We start from the raw sequence: 21,191 nt of genomic DNA on the forward strand, positions 1-21,191 counted from the left end.
AAATCGAATTAAATTGCGATTTTTGAAGGATGAAAAGGATCTTCTGTTTACTATTGACGGTCAGCTTGCTCTCATCTTTGCCGAGTGCAGCACAATTGCTTGTCCATAAAGAAAAATTCACACGAGCAGACTCACTCCGCGGCTCCTTAACACCTTTGAGGACGGCCTATGATATCCAATATTACCATTTGGATGTGACTGTAGATATCGAGAAGCGTTTTATCAGTGGATCTAACCTGTTTAGGTTCCGGGCAACCGAAGATTTTGATCGCCTACAGTTTGATCTCTTCGACAACTTAGAGGTTGAGAAGGTAGTATACAAAGACCAAGAACTTCCGTTCACAAGAGAGTTTAATGCGGTGTTTGTCGATTTCCCGTCGCAGATAAAAAAAGGAACAATTGATTCATTTCGTGTCTATTATTCAGGAAACCCAATCATCGCTAAACGCGCTCCCTGGGATGGCGGCTTTGTATTCGCAAAAGACTCGCAAGGAAAGGACTGGGTATCGACTGCCAACCAAGGTTTAGGTGCTAGTAGCTGGTGGCCGAATAAAGATCACCAAGCGGATGAAGTGGACAGTATGCTGATCAGTATTTCGGTTCCAAAAGATTTGGTCAATGTATCTAACGGGCGTTTACGCGGTAAAACCGATTTAAAGAACGGCTATATGCGATACGACTGGTTTGTGAGCAACCCAATCAATAATTATTCGATTTCATTGAACATTGGCGATTATGTTCATTTTAAGGATACGTTTGACGGAGAGAAAGGAAAGTTGGATTTAAACTACTGGGTGCTTAGGGAAAATTTGGAGAAAGCTAAAGAGCACTTTCCCAAGAACGTGGATCCGATGTTGGAAGCTTTCGAATATTGGTTCGGCCCCTATCCTTTCTACGAAGATGGCTATAAATTGATCGATGCCCCTTACCTAGGAATGGAGCATCAAAGTGCGGTTACCTACGGCAATAAATATGGCAACGGATATTTAGGTCGTGATATGTCTGGCACCGGATGGGGCTTGAAGTGGGATTTTATCATTATCCATGAGAGCGGACATGAATGGTTTGGTAACAATATTACTGCAAAAGACTTAGCTGATATGTGGATTCATGAGGCATTTACCAACTATTCTGAATCCATTTATATCGACTATGTTTTTGGTAAGCAAGCTGGACAAGAATACGTACATGGTAACCGGAGGGGCATACTCAATGACCGACCTATACAGGGCCCTTATGGAGTGAACAAAAGTGGTTCTGGTGATATGTATGTTAAAGGTGGTGTGTTCTTGAATATGCTTAGAACCATGATTGATGATGATGATAAATGGCGAGGGATACTGAGAGGCCTAAACAAGGACTTCTATCATAAAACTATTGACTACCAAGATCTTGTCGATTATATTTCAGAAAAGTCTGGAATAGACATGGATCCTATTTTTGCGCAGTATATACAACATACGGGCATCCCTACATTGGAATTCCAATGGGATGACGGTAAGCTTTACGCGCGCTGGATAGCCGAGGTGGATGACTTTGCCATGCCGGTAAAAATACGGGTAAAGGGTGGTGATTATAAATTCTTCGATTTGGATCAAGACTTTTCTGAAATAATTTTACACGGCGCTGAGAAAGGTGATATTGAAGTAGACGTCTTTAATTATTATATTGGCGTCCTGTTTAACTAAAAAAATTAATATTTAGTATATTTGAGTGTATGTTCTTAATGATTTTAAATATCATTTTTTTTCTGAGCTTTATGCTTTTCGCATATTTCAATTTGAATGATAAAGACTCCTGGTTATGGGTAGGGATTTACGTGATCGCTGCCGTTCTTTGTGGCCTTGTGGTATTTGACCTAACTTATCCAACGGTCTATTTGTTCGTCATGGGTTTTTACTGTGCTTATGCGATTTTTCTTTTTTTCTCGAAAGACGGTGTGCTGGACTGGTTTACGAAGTATAAAAGACAAAGTATTGTTGAGAGCATGCAGGCAACGAAACCATATATTGAGAAGACAAGAGAGTTTTTTGGTCTTTTGATTATTACGGGAGCCTTAGCTATTAATTATTTGTATGCATAGGAAGGGCTCAAGGTCAAAATAATAATAACATGTATACCTACGATTTCGATAAATTAAACCAACTATTTAGCTCGCTGATTGAACAGCATGTAAACGAGCTTGCTCTTCCATGGATTAAAGAAAAAGCAGAAGTAGCCCAAGGAAGGGATTCTTTTAATAAGTTCCCATTAGCATTTGCGATGGTAACCCGAAAAGTAAAAAATGAACCGCTAAATATTTCTGGCGAAATAATGGCGGAAATTTCATCCGTGATACCGAAACTTTCAATTTCACATTGGTCGGTACGGCGACTGGTTAGGGTTTGGTTGGTAATGCAGATTAACGCATCTGACAAAGACCAGTATACGAAACAGATTAAAAGCCTGTTTAGCAATGCGGATATGAATGAGCTTGCCACGCTCTATGCTTCCTTGCCGATATTAGCCTATGCTGAGTACTGGCGAGAGCAATGTGCCGAAGGGATTCGCAGCAATATAGGTTATGTGTTGGATGCAGTGATCATGGACAACCCATATCCGGCAGAATATCTGGATGAAGAAGCTTGGAACCAATTGGTTTTAAAGGCTTTCTTTACGGAAAAAGATATATCCAGGATTGTTGGATTGAAAGAACGAGTTAATGAAAAACTGGTAAAGGCATTGCAGGATTATGCAGATGAACGCAGTTCTGCTGGCCGAGAGATTAATCCCAAACTCTGGGAGATTGTTAATCTGATGCCGCAATAGATAATAAGATAAAATAAAACAGACAATAAAATAAAGATCATGTGTAGCAGCCATTCTATAGGGGAAGACAGAAAGAATTTTGGAGAGAGTACTCCTCTTAATTTAAATGATATTCAAGGCATGAGGTTCTTCGATCCTCATATACACGTATCGTCGCGGACGACTGATGACTATCAGGCGATGTATGATGCGGGTATCGTCGGAATTATAGAGCCAGCTTTTTGGTTGGGTCAGCCGCGAACAGGCCTATCAAGTTTTAAAGATTATTATAACAGCCTAATCGGCTGGGAGCGCTTCCGCTCCTCGCAGTTTGGGATTAAGCATTATTGTACTATTGGCTTAAATTCCCGCGAAGCGAATAATATTGAATTGGCGGAACAGGTAATGGAGCTTCTCCCCTCTTTTATATACAAAGAAGGTGTAGTTGGTATTGGTGAGATTGGTTTTGATGACCAGACAGCTGCGGAAGATCGTTTTTACAGAGAGCAGCTTGAGTTGGCAAAGGATGCAGAGATGCCCGTTCAAGTACATACTCCCCATCGTGATAAAAAACAAGGTACTACCCGTAGCATGGATATCGCTATCGAACATGGTATTGACCCATCCTATGTGATCATTGATCATAACAATGAGGAAACTGTTAAAGAGGTTTTAGACCGTGGGTTTTGGGCAGCGTTTACCATATATCCATTTACTAAAATGGGCAACGAACGGATGGTTGAGCTTGTGAAGCAGTACGGCTCCGAGAGAATTATGATTAATTCTGCGGCTGATTGGGGAATTAGCGACCCGTTGGCGGTACCAAAAACGGCTGCACTGATGAAAGCGATGGGCGTGTCAAAGGAGGATATTGAGTTAGTCACCTATAAGAACGCGATTGCCGCATTTGGCAAAAGTGGGCAACTGGATGAGGCCGATTTCCTAAGTGATGATACGATTGACCAAAGTCAGAAATTTGAAGGCAACACGATTCTACGTGGTGGCCAGCAACCTCGTCCTGATAAATCATCAATCATTATCAAGTAGGACATTCACTTTGAAAAGATTACACGCTTACTTATTACTAATGCGGCCCGCCAATATTGTCACGTCAATAGCGGATGTATTAGCTGGAATCGCGATATCAGGCATCTTGTCGTTATCGGCAGCCATACCAATGGCTGATGTGATATGGCTCTGTATTTCGACTATTGGTTTATATGGAGGCGGTATTGTCTTTAATGATGTATTTGATTTTGAGATCGACAAAGTAGAACGACCGGAACGAGTGATACCGAGTGGTAGGATTTCATTGAAGGAAGCCACAGGTTTAGGTACTGGACTGCTCGCTATGGGTATTATCGCAGCGTTATTGGTGAACAACACGGCTTTTGTATTAGCGATCTTGACAGCAACTGCGGCACTGGTATATAACCGATGGGGTAAACATCATTCGTTATTGGGACCGCCCAATATGGGGCTTTGTCGCGGTTTGAATCTCTTACTCGGTGTGAGTATTCTTCCAGCAATGGTCTTTGATCTATGGTATATTGCTATCGTTCCTATTATCTACATATCAGCAATTACCATGATTAGTCGCGGTGAGGTGCATGGCAGCGATAGGAAACCGCTTTATTTCGCAGCGCTACTCTATGGTTTAGTCATTTTAATGATTTTAGGCTTTGCGTGGGATCGGCAGAAACTACTGATAGCGATACCATTTCTACTTGGTTTTGCGTTTATGGTGTACAGACCTCTACTGAAAGCAATCCAACAACCGACAGGATCCGCTATCGGTAAATCAGTTAAAGCAGGTGTCATTGCTTTAATATTAATGAATGGAGCCTGGGCAGCCGCCGCAGGTCACTGGATCTTGGCAGTATTAATAGTACTTTTATTGCCGATATCTCTTTGGTTATCTAAACAGTTTGCGGTAACCTAATATTGTTTTAGACGTTATGAATTATATACAACAAGACTTTAGTGTACAGTTTAGCTATAAAGTATTTTTTACGGAATTTCTTTTTAGTCTTGAGAACCGACTGTTCAATGATTTATTGGAAAGTGTACACGAAGAAGGTATAATGAGGAAAATCCTCTTTGTTATTGATGAAAATATTACGATACACTTTCCGAAGCTTGGTGAACAGATCGATACGTATTTCAAAGACAATCCGTATGTAAAACTGGTGCCAGAGAAAGTGATTGTTGCTGGTGGTGAAATTGCAAAGAACGAAGAACGATTTTTAACGACCATTATTGATGCTGTTAATGAGCACGGTATCGATCGTCACTCTTATATTGTAGGCATTGGCGGCGGCTCTGTACTCGACCTGACGGGCTATGCGGCTGCAATTTCTCACCGAGGTATAAAATTAATTCGGGTGGCTACAACCGTTCTTTCTCAAGATGACTCGGGTGTTGGTGTGAAAAATGGGGTTAATTATAAAGGGAAAAAGAATTTTCTTGGCACATTCGTGCCTCCGTTCGCTGTTTTCAATGATTATCACTTTTTAACGACGTTGAGTGACCGTGATTGGGTATCTGGAATTTCCGAAGCAATCAAAGTAGCCCTGATTAAGGACGCGGCGTTTTTTGATTGGCTGGAACAACACGCAGAGCAACTAGCCAACCGTGATAAAGAAGCCACACAGTACATGATTAAACGTTGTGCTGAGCTCCACATGGATCATATCGCTGGAGGTGACCCATTTGAATTTGGTTCTTCCAGACCATTGGATTTCGGACATTGGAGTGCGCATAAGCTCGAACAAATAACAGATTTTAAAGTCTTACATGGAGAAGCGGTAGCGATGGGAATTGCACTGGACACTGTATATTCAAACTTGGTTGGCAGCTTGTCGGAAACAGAGACGAACCGTGTCATTACATTGCTTAAAACGATCGGATTACCGCTAAGTCATGAATACATGAATTTAACCAGTGCGGATGATCCTATATTTGCTGGTTTACGTGAATTTCAAGAACATTTGGGCGGGCGACTGACCATTATGTTATTAAAGTCGATCGGCACTGGATATGAGGTTCACGAATTGGATGCGCAGTTGATCATGAAGGCTTCACAGATTTTGCGGAATGCACAAGAATCTCCTAATCAACAAAAACAACCCTTATCATGCTAGTAGACTCGGCCCATCTAAGCTACTGTACAAATATCCACGCTGGTGACGGCTGGCAAGAGCATTTCGACGCACTGAAAACCAACTTACCGAAGGTAAAACAGCGGCTGTCACCGGATCGAGCATTCGGTATTGGACTACGTATTTCAAACAGGGCCAGTCACGAGCTTCAAAGCGAAGAGAATTTCCAAGAGTTTACAAATTGGCTCGATGCCAATGACATGTATATTTTTACTATGAACGGATTTCCTTATGGGGAGTTCCATCATGAAGAGGTTAAGGAGAATGTGCATAGTCCAGACTGGACAAGTACTGATCGCCTCTTCTATACATTGAGACTCATCGGCATCTTAGCTAAGTTTCTTCCTGACGGAATGGATGGCGGTATATCTACATCTCCACTTAGTTATCGCAGGTGGTTCAAAACGGAGGAAACGAAGAAAATTGCAACACAGGTGGCAACTAGGAATATTATAGAGGTTGTGGAACAATTATATCGTATTAAACACGTTAGCGATAAGATCTTACATTTAGATATAGAACCAGAGCCAGACGGCCTATTAGAGACAGGTGACGAATTTTTAAATTGGTACCACGAGTACTTGATCCCTATCGGTCGACAGCATTTCCAGAATAAGTTTAATCTGGATGAGGATAAAGCGGACGAAGTAATCAAAACTCATGTCAGGCTCTGTTATGATGTCTGTCATTTTGCGTTAGGTTATGAAGACCATGAAGAAATGATGAGAAAGCTTGAGGCAGAGCAAATATTGATTGGGAAATTTCAGATTAGTGCAGCCTTAAAGGCTAACTTTCCGAAAGAACCTAGAAAGAGAAAATTGATTACGCAAGCCTTCGCCGAATTTGATGAGCCTACATATTTGCATCAAGTAATCGCTCAGACGGATACAGGCAAAATAAGAAGATATAAAGACTTGCCGGATGCATTAGCCGATGCCGACCATCCGGATACTCAGGACGCTACCGAATGGCGAGCACATTTCCATGTCCCGGTATTTTTGTCGGAATACGAGCTATTGGAATCAACACAACAGGATATACTAAAAGTACTGGATCTACATAAAGAAAAGCGTCGGACTGCCCATATTGAGGTAGAAACCTATACGTGGAATGTGTTGCCCAAAGATCTTAAGCTACCCTTGGAAAATTCGATTATACGCGAGCTAACCTGGGTACGTGATGAACTAACGAAATAAGAATTACTATGAAAAAGACAGTTGTCATTGATATTGTGGGTCTTTCCACATCAGTGATAGGTGAACATACCCCCTTCTTAAAAGCATATAGCGAAAAAAAGCATTTGCGTACTATTAAGCCTATGTTACCGGCGGTGACTACCTCGGTACAATCTACTTACCTGACGGGCAAGTGGCCATCAGAGCATGGTATTGTTGGAAATGGCTGGTACGATCGTGTGGACAATGAACAAAAGTTCTGGAAGCAATCGAACAAACTAGTACAAGCTGAGAACATCTGGGATCGCGCCAAACGCGAGGATCCGACTTTTACGGTATCGCAAATGTTTTGGTGGTACAACATGTATAGTACAGCCGATTATACATGTACTCCGCGACCGAATTATTTAGCTGACGGTCGTAAAATACCAGACTGCTATGCTAAACCTGCCTCGTTGCGAGATGAACTACAGGACACATTGGGACAATTTCCTCTGTTTAAATTCTGGGGAGCGGGTGCCAATATTGAGTCGACGCAATGGATAGCTGACGCATCGAAAATAACCGATGACAAATACGACCCTACCCTAACGCTGATTTACTTGCCTCATCTGGACTATTGTCAGCAGAAGTTTGGACCCGATGTTAACAAAATAGCGAAAGAACTAAAAGAGATTGACACCGTTATTAAAGATCTGGTAGAGTTTTACGAAAGAAAAAACGCGAACATCATTTTACTCTCGGAATATGGTATCGCTCCAACTAATCATCCTATTCATCTCAACAGGACATTCCGGCGCGAAGGTCTTCTTGAAATCAGAATGGAAAGGGGCTTGGAATTGATGGACATGGGCGAATCAAAAGCTTTTGTAATAGCAGATCACCAAATAGCCCACGTGTATATCAACGACGATTCGGTACGAGAAAAAGTGAAAGGAATCTTAGAAAGCACGCCGGGTGTCAGTCTGATACTTGACAAGGAAGGCCAGGCTGCACATCATATAGATCATGAACGTTCGGGCGACTTCGTTATCATGTCCGACCAGGATCATTGGTTTACATACTACTTCTGGCTTGATGATGCTCTAGCACCCGACTATGCCCGTTGTGTCGATATTCATAAGAAACCAGGGTACGATCCGGTGGAAGTATTTATGACATCGAAACTGCGTGCTGCGTATAAGCTATTACGTAAGAAGCTGGGCTTCCGTTATGTTTTAGATATCGTTCCCTTAGATGCTACGCTGATCAAGGGTTCGCATGGAAGTACTGAGACGGAGGAGAAGTATCATCCGATTCTGATTACCAGCGAAGCTCAAAGCGATGATGAAATCAAAGCGGTCGACATTTATACGATTATCTGGAATGAATTACATCGTTAGAATGTATAAAAAACAGTATCTTTAATTAATATCTTTACAATAAAAATTGACTTTGCATGGAAAAGATTTTAGTTCCTACCGATTTTTCTAATAACTCCAAGTCGGGCCTCCGTTTTGCAATACGCTTGGCTGCCCGGAATAAGTCACCTTTGGTATTTGTTCATACAACGGTGATCGAAAGACCGATAAAAGAAATTAAAGAAGCTGATTATGAGGCGCATAAACAGAAGGAAATCAAAAAACTACGTGACAAGCTTCAACGCTTTGTCGCTGCTGTATATCGTAGTTTAAAACAAGATGAAGGTGAGTATACCTGCGAAATTGCGGAAGGTATAAAAGCGGACATCAGCTTAATTGACTATTGCAAGAAGCATCAAGACGTTGGCTTTATAGTCATTAGCACCCGCGGTGCCAGCTTTTTGAACAAAGTTTTAGGAACGAATACAGGGAATTTAATTACCAAATCACCTGTTCCCGTTATAGCCGTCCCAAAAGACTACCGTTCGAAACCACTGAGAAATATATTGTACTCAACCGATCTAGAAAACCTTGAAAAGGAATTTGATACGGTTCTGAAATTTGCAAAACCTAGAGGCCTCTCAGTTGAGGTACTACATTTTTCTACACCTTCTACCCTCGAAAATGAAGGTGAACTGGAGAAGCTTGATGTTAAAGCAGGCTACCCGGTGAAAGTTCGGAAGAAAAAGGCAGATATTAATAACTCGATGATCAAGAACCTGCAAGAACAGATTGAAAAAACAAAACCATCGATGGTAGCGCTGTTCACCAATCAGGAACGTACTTTTTTTGAAAAGCTTTTCTTGTCGAGCATGGCTGAAGCTCTTTCGTTTAAAAGTCAGGTACCTTTACTCGTTTTCAATAAACAGGTAAATTTTAAAAGCTAAAAAATCAACGTACCGAAAAATTCAGGCAGATGGAAATTAGGTTCATCTGCTTGAATTGGCGACCAAGATACATAATGGGGTTCAGGAAGCTCATCTCCACATTTATAGAAATTGGCTGTATACGAGTTACCTTTCAGCGTCGATATTTTTTCTTCTTCAAATAGCGCTAAAGGAATGTATAACATCAGATTCCATTTGACATCTTGCCCCGCATCTTTTGAAATATGTGAATACGTTTTGATCTGGCTGATACGCTCCGCAGTTAGTCGTTTCCGGCTGTCCTTATCCTTGGTTCCATAGCCTACCAATGCGACTCCAATTGCATTAAATTCAAGGTTATAATAATATTGATCACGAAAAGATATAAAGAACTCAACACAGCTATCTTCGTACACAGGTTCATTACTAGCAAAATTATTTACTCGCAATGCTTTCTCTTCAACATCAAAACGAATAAATAGTGCGCTTGCACTTTGAGCTATTTTAAATGTAACGTTCGGTCGGTATGGAAACCCCTTCCAAGAGACGCAATCTATTTTATTTTCCGGCAGGACTTCGGCTAGTTTAAGCAACTGATTTTTATCGGCAACTAATTCTTCAATAAAACGTACGTTAAGGGCTTTCATGAACTTCTATTTTTGTTTCGATACTAAATTGTATTTCGCAGCTTCAGATTGAATAATTTCACCAAGTATATGTTGTTGCGATTCAACTTCAAAAGCTAGCTTTAGCTGTGCACGTGTTCGTTGTAAATTATGCTCGGGATGTTGAGTTTTATAATAGATATCTCCTTCAAGATAATCTGTCAGAAAGCGAACCGACTGCATGTATGGAAAAAGAAGAGCTCCTTGCAATAAAGAGTCCACTTCATAATCGGTTAAAAATTGGTGAGCTGTTTCCAAATAACCTTTGGTATAAGCCTTGAACAAAGGAATGTTTAATTGAATTTTTGAAAGGTCAGCTTCATCCTCAGCTGCTCTGTTGATTATGGTTCGAATAGCATCACCGAAATCGTAAGCAACGTAACCAGGCATAACCGTATCCAGATCAATGACACATTGAGCTTTATCATTTTGATCGAGCAGCACATTATTGAATTTTGTGTCATTGTGCGTGATCCGTAAAGGCAGTTCACCACGGGCAGCCATCTGTAAAATGGTATTCATCTTCGTTTCCCGATCAATGATATATTCAATTTCGTCCTTAACATCTTTCTTTCGGTTAACAGCATCCTTTTCCAAGGCTTTATGAAAGTTGTTAAGACGGAACTCAATATTACAGAAATCCGGAATGGTGTAATCGATCTCAGTCGGGTCCAGATCAGCCAACAGTGCTTGAAAATTACCAAAAGCTCGTCCCCCTTCTTCGGCTTGGCTTTCGGTTTCTAAAATATCATAACTACGTGTATTGTTGATTAAAATCATCAAACGCCAATAATTATCAGCATCGTCCACATAGTAAAGTTTGTTATCTTTTGTCGGGATAATTGTCAGGACCTTTTGACTGGTATCAGTGTCATGCATCTTGCTTTGCAAATGCTCAGTAACCTTTTTAATGTTATTCATTAAAACATCAACGTCCTTAAAAACATAGTTATTAATACGTTGCAACAGGTACGCAGGACCATCTGCCTGATCTGTCCTTATTTGATAGGTATCATTGATATGTCCCGATCCGAATTCCTTAATTGAAATGGGGGTGCCTTGTATATTAAAGTATTCTGCAATTTTTAAATTAGAGTTGATCCCCATTATAGTCTTAGCGCTTTTATCTTATTCATATGTTTTTTTGATATCCTTAAAAAAACGACACTGCAATATCCGATTTTGTATTATATTTTCATAGTTTTTAAAAGACGCAATCGATTGACCGTTTTATTTTATTTCACGCAATCGATTGAGTTTGTAACGATCTGTTTCAATTATTAGGATTGTATTCGTCGGGATTGTATTTTTATCTTATGGATAGAAAAACATTTATCAAAACAGGAGGTATTGCTGCGGCAGGTTCGACAATACTTCGTCCACAAAACATCTTTGCTAAAACAAAAAAAGATGTCATTCGATTAGGATTTATCGGTGTCGGAATGCGAGGTAGGAATCACGTTGCCATAGCGTTAAACCGTGATGATGTAAATGTCGTTTCTATATGCGACACCCAAGAGGATTCATTGGCCAGATGTCGGAAGCAATTTAAGGAAAAGAATAAAAAAGCGCCGAAGGAATATACCGGAGGACTCGACGCTTATAAGCGTATGTTGGAATCGGAAAAACTTGATGCCGTAATTATCTCAACCCCGTGGCAGTTTCACCACGAACAAGCGATCGACTCGATGAAGGCAGGGATCTATGTAGGCTGTGAAGTAATAGCCGGATTAACATTAGACGAACATTGGGATATCGTAAAGACATCGGAACAAACCGGTGTACCATACATGTGTTTAGAAAATGTAGCCTACAGAAGAGATGTTATGGCGATACTGAACATGGTGCGTCAGGGTTTGTTTGGTGAGATTATTCATCTGGAAGGTGGTTATCAGCATGACCTGCGAGAAGTTCTGTTTAACAATGGAAAGCAACCTTATGGTGGCGGTGTAGAATTTGGAGATAAAGGCTATAGTGAAGCACAATGGAGAACGCAATTTAATATTGATCTGGACGGCGACCTCTACCCGACGCATGGATTGGGTCCGGCTATGCACTTTGCAAATATCAACCATGGAAATCGTATTACCAAAGTGGTATCCTTTTCAAGTAAAGCACGCGGCCTTTCTGATTATATCGAAAAAACCTCACCTGGCCATCCAAACGCTAATATCGATTTTAAAAACGGAGATGTTACTACCTCATTGATGACTTGCGCGAATGGGGAAACGATCGAAATTAAACATGATGTGCATTTGCCAAGACCTTATTCCATCGGCCTACGCGTACAAGGAACGGATGGTATATGGATGGATTTAAATAAAGGCATATACATTGAAGGAAAGGCTGCTAAAAGTCACGCCTGGGATAATGCTGATGAGTGGATTAAGAAGTATGATCACCCTTTATGGGCAAAATATGAACATTTGGCAACGGGCTCGGGACACGGGGGAATGGACTGGTTTGTCGATAACGCATTCTTTGAATCTGTTAAACAACAACGTCAAACTCCAATAGACGTTTACGATTCAGTAACGATGAGCGCTTTATTCCCATTGTCTATTCAGTCTGTCAAAGAAGGCAATAAAACTTTAGACTTTCCTGATTTCACAAATGGAAAATGGAAAACAAGTAAACCTGTCTTTGCATTAGACGATAGTGGATTTTAGTTGATCTTAAAAAAGTTATCCTTTACAGTGTATCGAGATGAATGAGCTGTGAAGGATAACTTATTAACTTTTCGCCACTCGTTTCACGCTCATTAATCAGATCAAAAAGTATATCGGCCGCCTTCTGAGCTTGTCTACCCGCAAACTGTTCAATGGAGGCCATTGGCTTGTTTTCAATATGGTTCCATATTGGGAAGTTAGAAAAACTAATAAAAGATACATCTTGATTGATACTTAAACCCTTCTCTTTGGCAACTTTCATCGTATCGAGCGCTACATAATCGCTGAAGCAAATAACCGCAGACGGCCGTTCCGGCAATGCGATGAGCTCAGCCATAACTCTTTTGTTATCCTCTTCACTCAAGTCGCTCACAAAAATATAATCTTCGTTCACCGGAATATCATTCTTTTCTAAACCTTGTTTATACCCTTCAAGGCGCTCCCTACTTGCTAATAGAGTTTGTGGACCGTTGATAAGCGCTATCCGGTTATGTCCACATGATACAAAGGTATCAATCGCTTCCATCATGCCCGGTTTCAAGTCGGATACAATTCTGATTACATCTTCCCGGTCAGGTACACAGTCAAAGAAGACAATGGGAATATTCGACTTTCGAAGCGAGTCGATAAAATCAAAGTTCGATGTGTTTTTTGCCACCGATAAAATAATGCCATCAACTCGGTGTTTTCTAAGTGTTTCTAAAATTCGAGATTGTCTATTTTCATCGTCTAACGATTGTCCCAAAATAACCGTATAATCTTCTTCTGTAGCTTTATTTTCAATGGCACTGATAGCCGTGCTGAAGAAAGATTCCGATAAATTTGGTAATACTACGCCAATGGTAAAGGTTTTTTGTTGTTTAAAAAAGATCGCTCGATTATTGGGTTCATAATTAAGCTCCTCAGCTAGCTTCTTCACCCGCATTGTAGTAACCAGTCCGATACTTGGGTGATCCTTAAGTGCCCTCGAAACAGTTGAAGTAGACAGTTTTAGTCGTTTAGCTATTTCTTTTAGAGTAGGTGGCGCGTTCTTCATAGTTTGTTGTTGGAGTACCTAATTTACTAAAAAAAACTCACTTTAATGAAAAGTAGTACATATCCTTATTACCTCTTAAGTCAAGTTTTCGATTAAGACCCGCCTTATCGGTCGCTGCGTCCGTTTGACTCCTCCTAAGAATCATTTCGCTTGTAAACGAACCTGATTCTGCATAATGTAAGGCTTCTCTTAGTAAAGGGTCATTCACATCACCCCAATTCCATCTCAAATCTTCAGTTACATCCTTATCAACGGGCATACCTTCATAATAATCTGTTTCCCCATCTGCATTGATCGTTTTAAATGAAACCGCATACAAATCATTGTTCATAATGGAAACAGCATAAAAACCAACGGGTTTTCCATAGGTAACACCCTCACCTATCAACTTAACATCGGTATATGGTTTTAGATTATTGATAAGGAGTTCGCTCGCCGAGGCGGTCCCTTCTGTTATCAGGAAATAAACCTTTGTCGGGTTCAAAGTATTGGTTTTATTAAAATGAACCGGGCTAAAAAAGCGGTCATTTTCATCCCGTTCTTCATCCTCTTTTCGCAGGGTTTCATTGATCCCGTAACTGTACATCAACGCATTTTCCGAGACTGAAGTCGGTGCCAAGAAGTTTGAAAGATCCTCAGCCGTGATTACTGCGCCACCGCCGTTATAGCGTAGGTCAACAATAACTTCTTCTACTTGATTTGCTTGGAATAGATTAAAAATCTCGTTCAATTTATTCATAAGCTCGGTATCTCTACCCAAATCATCTTTTGTTGACACAAAAGACTCTAAAACAAAATAACCTACATTTTTATTTCCAACGGTGTAGATATCCGAAAAGAAAACGGGTTGTATTTGAAATTCCTTACGCTGGAGAGTGACTGAGAGTTCTGTATTATCAGGCTTTTTAAGTCGCAACTCAATAGACTCCGCATCTAGCGCATCAAATAGGAATTGATAATCATTCGGTTCATGGAGACTATTAGCTAATTCAGAATTGCCGTTAATAGCCAACACCTGAAAGCCGCGTTCCATACCAGCCTCTGCTGCCGGCGAACCTGGGTACACCATTTTTACATATAGGTCCGTTTCATTTTGATATCGGACATCAAAACCAAAGCTCCCTTTGCGCCCTTCGCTTATTTCCCGCTCAACAGTTCCGCTGCGATCCAAGAAACTAAATCGATCTAATTTTACATGGGTAACCGGGTCTCTCGAATATTCGGTTAACGCTTCTAATACATCTTCTGCTCTTCTATAATCTTCGGTCGGGAAACTTGTAGGCAACTGATCTTGCCACAAATACATATCATAAGTATTTGTATACACGAGTTCTTTCAATCGGGCTTCTTTTGTGTTCTCACGTACAGGCTTTGGTAGTACCCGAGGCGTCTCTGTCTTTGAACATGACGATAAAAAGGATGCTGCAAAAAACAGCATCATCGCAAAAATCCGAAAGAAGTGTAATCGAAACATATATTAATTTCCGTCAAGTAAATCGGAGGCGTCTAGAAAATCGATATTCAATTCTTTACATACAGCTTCCTGAACTGTATGTCCAATAAATACAGTTTTGTTAGCGTCTAACTTATTCTCCTCCATTAGGTAATGTAGTGGTTCTTGTTTCCTCACCACTTTAATTTCATCATAAAAATACACTTTTAAATCCTTTTCAAGCCCCTCCCAGTCTATGTATTTCAGTTTATTAAGTTGCACCAATGGATTACCTTCGGTTAGTACAAAAATAGATTTCTTTGCGTCATGAATAGAATGTAGTAATTTAAGCATAGGCGGATATATAATCAAACGCAAAGGAAGTTGCGCATTGACGCCCATCTTTTTGAAGTTTTCATGATATTTCTCATCAATTCCGAAGACTTCGGCAGCTTTAGTAAAGAGCCCCTCCTTACCGTGTGATTCATAGCTTTTCTTTAAAAAAGCAGTTAAGTCGGCCGCAGCAGGTACACCTTCCGTGTATTCTAAAAGATTAGCAAAAAGGTAAAAAACCTGTAGATCATAATCTTTTACCGGATACAATACATCATCCAACCCAAATATAAAAGCGGATTTATCTTTTTCTAAATCGGCAAACCGTATCATATTAATTGAATATTATATTCTTCGAATAACTGTTTTTGAGGACTTACGACTTCCCATTCCTGTGACGAAAGAAGCACCAAGATATCAGCGTTATAATCAAGGCAATACTTTAACAAGATATGAATAAAAGAAGCAGAAGAAGGATCTGGTAATTGGATGTATTTACCCATGTTCACCAGAACTGCGGGAACGGGGGCCGAGTCAGCAAAAATAATAGTTGCATCAGGGTACTCCTTCGCATGGCTCTGTGCTTCAGCACTAATCCCCTTGGTAATGATAACCGTCTTTTCCAACGCTTCTTTCTTAAATATTGTCGACAATCTCCCCGTCTTTCATATGCACAACGCGGTCAGCAATACCGGCTAGCTCTTCATTGTGTGTCACGATGACAAAGGTTTGGTTTAATTCTTTACGCAGGTTCACAAATATTTGGTTCAACGCTTCAGCGTTATCAGAATCCAGGTTACCCGACGGCTCGTCAGCTAGAATAACTGCAGGGTTATTGATTAAAGCTCTGGCAACCGCCACTCGCTGCTGTTCACCTCCCGACAGCTCAGCTGGTTTATGATCTACCCGATGTGAAAGATTGAGTAGATCAAGCAGTTCTTTAGCCCTGATCTCGCTTTCCTTTTTCGGACGCTGAGCTATAAAAGCAGGCATGCAAACATTCTCCAACGCCGTAAACTCGGGTAGCAAGTGATGGAATTGAAAAATGAAACCGATGTTTTTATTTCGAAAATCACTCAATTTTCTAGATGATAGCTTGTTAAGTGTTACACCGTTAATCTCTACACTACCAGCATCTGCAGGGGCCAAAGAGCCGATTACATGTAATAATGTACTTTTCCCAGCTCCCGAGGCACCTACAATCCCAACGATTTCCCCTTTCTTGACCTCAAGATTTACTCCCTTTAATATTGAAAGCTTACCGTATGATTTATAGATATCTTTTGCACTTAACATGAAGCGAAGATAATACTAATTTATAATTACATAAAAATGTTCAATTCTTTTTAAGATTCAAACAAATAGGATGTCTTCAGATTGATAAAATGGATTAAAAGACTTACTTTTACAGCAAATTTTTAAAGCATGAATATTCACGAATACCAAGGTAAAGCAATTTTAAAAAGTTTCGGTGTACGCATACAAGAAGGAATTGTAGCGAACACGCCCGAAGAAGCTGTAGAAGCAGCGAAGCAATTAAAAGAAGACTTTAACTCTGACTGGGTTGTAATTAAAGCTCAAATCCATGCAGGTGGTCGCGGAAAAGGCGGAGGTGTAAAATTAGCCAAAAACCTAGATGAAGTAAGAGAAAAATCCTCTGAAATTATAGGGATGCAGCTGGTTACCCCACAAACCGGCCCCGAAGGAAAAAAAGTTAGCAAGGTTCTTGTTGCGCAAGATGTTTATTATCCTGGCGAAAGTGAAACCAAAGAGATATACATGAGTGTACTCCTAGACCGTGCAAAAGGCCGTAACATCATTATGTACTCTACAGAAGGTGGAATGGACATTGAAGAAGTGGCAGAGAAAACACCTGAATTAATCTTTAAAGAGGAAATCGATCCAAAAGTAGGACTTCAAGGATTTCAAGCTAGACAAATTGCATTTAACTTAGGTCTGGAAGGCGCCGCTCATAAAGAAATGGTAAAATTTGTTGCAGCACTTTACAAGGCATATGATGCAACCGATTCTTCTCTATTCGAAATAAATCCGGTATTAAAAACTTCCGACGATAAAATTCTAGCGGTTGATGCAAAAGTTAACTTGGATGAAAACGCTCTTTATCGTCATAAAGACTATGCAGAAATGCGCGACTTTGCGGAAGAAGATCCGACGGAAGTGGAAGCTGACAAATCCAACCTGAACTATGTGAAGCTTGACGGTAACGTTGGCTGTATGGTTAACGGTGCGGGACTTGCCATGGCGACCATGGATATCATTAAACTTGCTGGTGGTGAGCCTGCTAACTTTCTGGATGTAGGCGGTACCGCAAATGCAGAAACTGTAAAAGCCGGGTTCAATATTATCTTAAAGGATCCGAATGTAAAAGCCATTTTGATTAATATCTTCGGTGGTATTGTACGTTGCGACCGTGTGGCTCAGGGGGTTATAGACGCTTATAAAGACATGGGCAATATCCCTGTTCCTATCATTGTACGTTTACAAGGAACGAATGCCGAGGAGGCAAAAAAATTAATTGACGAATCTGGATTGGAAGTATATTCGGCTATTCTGTTGAAAGAAGCTGCAGACTTGGTTACTAAGGTTCTTTCATAGTTTCCAAAAGTAGACTGCCCTATCTATAAAAATAGATTACACAAATAAACCTCCGCATATGGAGGTTTATTTGTTCTGAGAGAAAATAAAATACATATCAAATCATGAAACACACAAGAATCAAGGAACTATTGGATTCTAACGAATTCGGCAAAGAATTTATTGTAAAAGGTTGGGTTAAAACCTTCAGAAACAATCAGTTTCTTGCAATAAACGACGGTTCGTGCCTTAGCAACTTGCAAATTGTTATAGGTATTAATGAATTTGAAGACCAGCAAGTAAAAAAGCTACATACGGGAGCCGCTATTGCCGTTAAAGGGATATTAACCGAATCTCAGGGTAAAGGTCAACGTGTCGAGCTAAAGGCTACGTGTCTCGAAATTCTTGGCGAAAGTGACCCTGATAAATTCCCGCTCCAACCCAAAAAACACAGTCTTGAGTTTTTGCGGGAAATTGCGCATCTAAGATTCCGGACCACAACCTTTAATGCCATTTTTAAAGTAAGAAACGCACTGGCTTTTGCAGTTCATCAATTCTTTAATGAGCGCGGATTCGTTTATATACATACACCCATTATTACTGGTTCAGATGCTGAGGGTGCCGGCGAAATGTTTCAAGTGACAACGCTTGATCTAGATCAACCAGCTAGAAACGACAAAGGCGAAATTGACTACAAGGAGGACTTTTTCGGCAAACAGACGAACTTAACAGTGTCTGGACAACTGGAAGGCGAACTAGCAGCGATGGCGCTTGGTAATATATATACTTTCGGCCCCACATTTAGAGCAGAAAACTCTAATACAACACGACATTTAGCCGAATTTTGGATGATAGAACCCGAAATGGCATTCTACGATAATAATGACAACATGGATCTCGCAGAAGAGCTATTGAAGTATGTCATTAAATATGCCCTGGAAACATGTCCGGATGAGATTGAATTCTTAAAGAATAGACAAGCGGAAGAGGATAAAAAGAAACCTCAGAATGAACGTGCAGCGATGAACCTAACAGAGAAGTTAGAGTTTTGCCTTCTGAACGATTTTGAGAGAATATCGTATACAGAAGCGATAGAGATATTGAAACGTTCGAAACCTAATCAAAAGAAACAATTTAAGTATCTGATCGATGGCTGGGGTGTAGATCTGCAATCGGAACACGAGCGTTATCTGGTAGAGAAGCACTTTAAAAAGCCGGTTATCCTTTCTGACTACCCAGCTGACATCAAAGCATTTTATATGCGACAAAACGAAGTTGATGAACAAGGCAGAAAAACTGTAGCTGCAATGGACATTCTCTTTCCAGGAATAGGAGAAATAGTTGGAGGTTCTCAACGGGAAGAGCGTTATGATGTGCTCACGAAGCGAATGGACGAAATGAATATTCCTCAACACGAAATGGACTGGTTTCTTGATACCCGACGATTTGGAACCGCACCACATGCTGGTTTTGGACTTGGCTTTGAACGCCTTGTGCTTTTTGTAACGGGCATGACCAACATACGTGATGTAATTCCGTTTCCTCGCTTTCCGAAGAGTGCGGAATTTTAAGACCTCCTCCCCGATCTAATTGAGTTAATAGTTCGCATCGGAAACTATTAACTCAATTTATTTGTTACAATATTGAAACCAAATCAAGCCGGAATGTTTATAAAAATATACGAGGAAAATCCCAACCCCAAAAGTATCGAACAAGTAGTCGATATTTTAAAAAAAGGTGGGGTTATTATTTATCCGACGGATACCATTTACGGGATCGGTTGTGACATCACAAATCCGAAGGCCATTGAACGCGTGTGTAGAATTCGTGGAATTAAAAAGGAAAAATCAAATCTTTCTTTTATTTGTAATGATCTGACATCCATTTCCCAATACACCAAACCCTTGGACAATGTCACATTTCGCTTATTAAAGAGGTCATTACCTGGTCCATTTACCTTCATTTTTAACGCCAGTAGTCAGGTACCGAAATTGTTAAGTTCTAAAAAGAAAACCGTCGGTATCCGTGTCCCAGACAATAACATTGCACGGGAAATTGTAAGGCAACTGGGCAACCCAATCATCTCTACATCCATCCACGATGACGACGAAGTTATCGAATACTCCACCGACCCGGAATTGATCTATGAGAAATATGGAACGGTGGTAGATGCTGTTATCGACGGCGGCTATGGTAAAAACATTCCATCAACTGTAGTTGATTGCACTACGGGCGACTTCGATGTAATCAGACAGGGCGAAGGCGACTTGACACTTTATATTTAAATCCTAGCCCCTTAATTCCTTAATAAAGGAAGGAATTTCCTCTAAATAACTGTCCGAGTCCAACTGCTTGACAAATGCGGAACCAACGATCGCACCATCCGCAATTTCAGAAGCTTGCTGAAAGCTTTCGTTATTTGATATCCCAAAGCCTATTACAAAGGGATTTTTTAATCCCAATCCTTTAATCCGATTAAAATAGGCAAGCCGTTCATCGGAAATATCAAGATTTTTACCCGTAGTAGATGATGAAGAAAGTAAATAGATAAAGCCTGTGCTCAGGTCATCTATTTTACGAATTCGCTCATCCGTTGTTTGCGGTGTCACCAAAAACACATTGCTTACTCCATTGTTTACAAATACACCTTTATACAGCTCCTCATACTCATACATTGGTAAATCGGGAATGATTACACCATCGACGCCAACCTTCGCACATGATTTGCAAAAGCGTTCGACACCGTACTGAATCACTGGATTTACATAGCCCATCAGGAAAACGGGAATAGAAACTCGTTTTCTTAAATCAGCGAGCTGCTCAAATAACACGTCGAGTGTCATTCCGTTTTTAAGAGCGACTTGCGACGCATGCTGAATCACTGGGCCATCTGCCAAAGGATCTGAATATGGAAAACCTATTTCTAAGAAATCAACACCCGATTCCTCCAATCGTTCTGCTATATCAAGTGTACTGTCTAACTTCGGATAACCTGCTGTATAATAGATGGAAAGTCGATTAGCTTTATTATCATTATCAAATAATTCTTTTATTCTGTTCATTTTAAATCGT

General features: G+C 40.4%; 21 protein-coding genes. 13 read left to right on the forward strand and 8 right to left on the reverse strand.

What is annotated here, in order from left to right:
- The first annotated feature begins 29 nt into the window (after positions 1-29).
- From WKR92_RS00550 to WKR92_RS00590, 9 genes are all read left to right on the forward strand, one after another.
- The gene (locus WKR92_RS00550; RefSeq protein ID WP_375555890.1) at positions 30-1,688 is read left to right on the forward strand and encodes a M1 family metallopeptidase; all 1,659 of its coding nucleotides are present in this window, start codon (positions 30-32) and stop codon (positions 1,686-1,688) included.
- Positions 1,689-1,759: 71 nt separating this feature from the next.
- On the forward strand, positions 1,760-2,083 hold the full coding sequence (locus tag WKR92_RS00555) for a transmembrane 220 family protein (RefSeq protein ID WP_375555891.1): 324 nt from the start codon (positions 1,760-1,762) through the stop codon (positions 2,081-2,083).
- Between the two features lie 29 nt (positions 2,084-2,112).
- Entirely contained in the window at positions 2,113-2,808 is a 696-nt protein-coding gene (locus WKR92_RS00560; protein WP_375555892.1) for an EboA domain-containing protein, read from the forward strand.
- Positions 2,809-2,847: 39 nt separating this feature from the next.
- Positions 2,848-3,834, forward strand: a complete 987-nt coding sequence (locus tag WKR92_RS00565) for a TatD family hydrolase (RefSeq protein WP_375555893.1) — start codon at positions 2,848-2,850, stop codon at positions 3,832-3,834.
- Positions 3,835-3,844: 10 nt separating this feature from the next.
- Entirely contained in the window at positions 3,845-4,729 is an 885-nt protein-coding gene (eboC, locus tag WKR92_RS00570; RefSeq protein WP_375555894.1) for a UbiA-like protein EboC, read from the forward strand.
- A gap of 16 nt (positions 4,730-4,745) precedes the next feature.
- Positions 4,746-5,930 carry a 3-dehydroquinate synthase gene (locus tag WKR92_RS00575; protein WP_375555895.1) on the forward strand — a complete coding sequence of 395 codons (1,185 nt, stop codon included), beginning with the start codon at positions 4,746-4,748 and terminating at the stop codon, positions 5,928-5,930.
- Positions 5,924-7,144 (forward strand): metabolite traffic protein EboE, encoded by a 1,221-nt coding sequence (eboE, locus tag WKR92_RS00580; protein ID WP_375555896.1) that lies wholly within the window; start codon positions 5,924-5,926, stop codon positions 7,142-7,144. The genes WKR92_RS00575 and eboE overlap by 7 nt, the downstream gene beginning before the upstream one ends.
- Before the next feature lie 8 nt (positions 7,145-7,152).
- Positions 7,153-8,505 carry an alkaline phosphatase family protein gene (locus tag WKR92_RS00585; RefSeq protein WP_375555897.1) on the forward strand — a complete coding sequence of 451 codons (1,353 nt, stop codon included), beginning with the start codon at positions 7,153-7,155 and terminating at the stop codon, positions 8,503-8,505.
- Between the two features lie 56 nt (positions 8,506-8,561).
- On the forward strand, positions 8,562-9,410 hold the full coding sequence (locus tag WKR92_RS00590; protein WP_375555898.1) for a universal stress protein: 849 nt from the start codon (positions 8,562-8,564) through the stop codon (positions 9,408-9,410).
- On the opposite strand, the gene WKR92_RS00595 is transcribed toward WKR92_RS00590, so the two are convergent.
- On the reverse strand, positions 9,407-10,036 hold the full coding sequence (locus tag WKR92_RS00595; protein WP_375555899.1) for a carbohydrate-binding family 9-like protein: 630 nt from the start codon (positions 10,034-10,036) through the stop codon (positions 9,407-9,409). The genes WKR92_RS00590 and WKR92_RS00595 overlap by 4 nt on opposite strands.
- A 6-nt stretch (positions 10,037-10,042) precedes the next feature.
- Entirely contained in the window at positions 10,043-11,161 is a 1,119-nt protein-coding gene (locus WKR92_RS00600; RefSeq protein ID WP_375555900.1) for a phosphotransferase enzyme family protein, read from the reverse strand.
- 209 nt (positions 11,162-11,370) lie between these two features.
- Here WKR92_RS00600 and WKR92_RS00605 point away from each other — a divergent pair, with 209 nt between their 5' ends.
- Positions 11,371-12,723 carry a Gfo/Idh/MocA family protein gene (locus WKR92_RS00605; RefSeq protein ID WP_375555901.1) on the forward strand — a complete coding sequence of 451 codons (1,353 nt, stop codon included), beginning with the start codon at positions 11,371-11,373 and terminating at the stop codon, positions 12,721-12,723.
- Between the two features lie 22 nt (positions 12,724-12,745).
- Here WKR92_RS00605 and WKR92_RS00610 read toward each other — a convergent pair whose 3' ends face one another.
- The 5 genes from WKR92_RS00610 to WKR92_RS00630 are packed head-to-tail and all read right to left on the reverse strand — an operon-like array spanning position 12,746 to position 16,820.
- Entirely contained in the window at positions 12,746-13,759 is a 1,014-nt protein-coding gene (locus tag WKR92_RS00610) for a LacI family DNA-binding transcriptional regulator (RefSeq protein ID WP_375555902.1), read from the reverse strand.
- Positions 13,760-13,796: 37 nt separating this feature from the next.
- Positions 13,797-15,233: a S41 family peptidase gene (locus tag WKR92_RS00615; protein WP_375555903.1), complete on the reverse strand. Its 1,437-nt coding sequence runs from the start codon at positions 15,231-15,233 to the stop codon at positions 13,797-13,799.
- 3 nt (positions 15,234-15,236) lie between these two features.
- Complete coding sequence (locus tag WKR92_RS00620; RefSeq protein ID WP_375555904.1) at positions 15,237-15,857, reverse strand: HAD family hydrolase; 621 nt, start codon at positions 15,855-15,857, stop codon at positions 15,237-15,239.
- Positions 15,854-16,177 (reverse strand): hypothetical protein, encoded by a 324-nt coding sequence (locus WKR92_RS00625; protein WP_375555905.1) that lies wholly within the window; start codon positions 16,175-16,177, stop codon positions 15,854-15,856. The genes WKR92_RS00620 and WKR92_RS00625 overlap by 4 nt, the downstream gene beginning before the upstream one ends.
- Positions 16,161-16,820, reverse strand: coding sequence for an ABC transporter ATP-binding protein (locus WKR92_RS00630; RefSeq protein ID WP_375555906.1), 660 nt, complete (start codon positions 16,818-16,820; stop codon positions 16,161-16,163). The genes WKR92_RS00625 and WKR92_RS00630 overlap by 17 nt, the downstream gene beginning before the upstream one ends.
- 129 nt (positions 16,821-16,949) lie before the next feature.
- On the opposite strand from WKR92_RS00630, the gene sucC reads away from it, so the two are divergent.
- From sucC to WKR92_RS00645, 3 genes are all read left to right on the forward strand, one after another.
- Positions 16,950-18,140: an ADP-forming succinate--CoA ligase subunit beta gene (sucC, locus tag WKR92_RS00635; RefSeq protein ID WP_375555907.1), complete on the forward strand. Its 1,191-nt coding sequence runs from the start codon at positions 16,950-16,952 to the stop codon at positions 18,138-18,140.
- Positions 18,141-18,244: 104 nt separating this feature from the next.
- Positions 18,245-19,690, forward strand: coding sequence for an asparagine--tRNA ligase (asnS, locus tag WKR92_RS00640; RefSeq protein ID WP_375555908.1), 1,446 nt, complete (start codon positions 18,245-18,247; stop codon positions 19,688-19,690).
- Positions 19,691-19,783: 93 nt separating this feature from the next.
- On the forward strand, positions 19,784-20,404 hold the full coding sequence (locus WKR92_RS00645) for an L-threonylcarbamoyladenylate synthase (protein ID WP_375555909.1): 621 nt from the start codon (positions 19,784-19,786) through the stop codon (positions 20,402-20,404).
- 3 nt (positions 20,405-20,407) lie between these two features.
- Here the strand turns inward: WKR92_RS00645 and trpA are convergent, their stop codons facing one another.
- Positions 20,408-21,181 (reverse strand): tryptophan synthase subunit alpha, encoded by a 774-nt coding sequence (gene trpA / locus WKR92_RS00650; RefSeq protein WP_375555910.1) that lies wholly within the window; start codon positions 21,179-21,181, stop codon positions 20,408-20,410.
- Between the last annotated feature and the right edge of the window lie 10 nt (positions 21,182-21,191).

This window comes from Albibacterium profundi (genome assembly GCF_042159835.1).
Taxonomy (GTDB): Bacteria; Bacteroidota; Bacteroidia; order Sphingobacteriales; family Sphingobacteriaceae; genus Albibacterium; species Albibacterium profundi.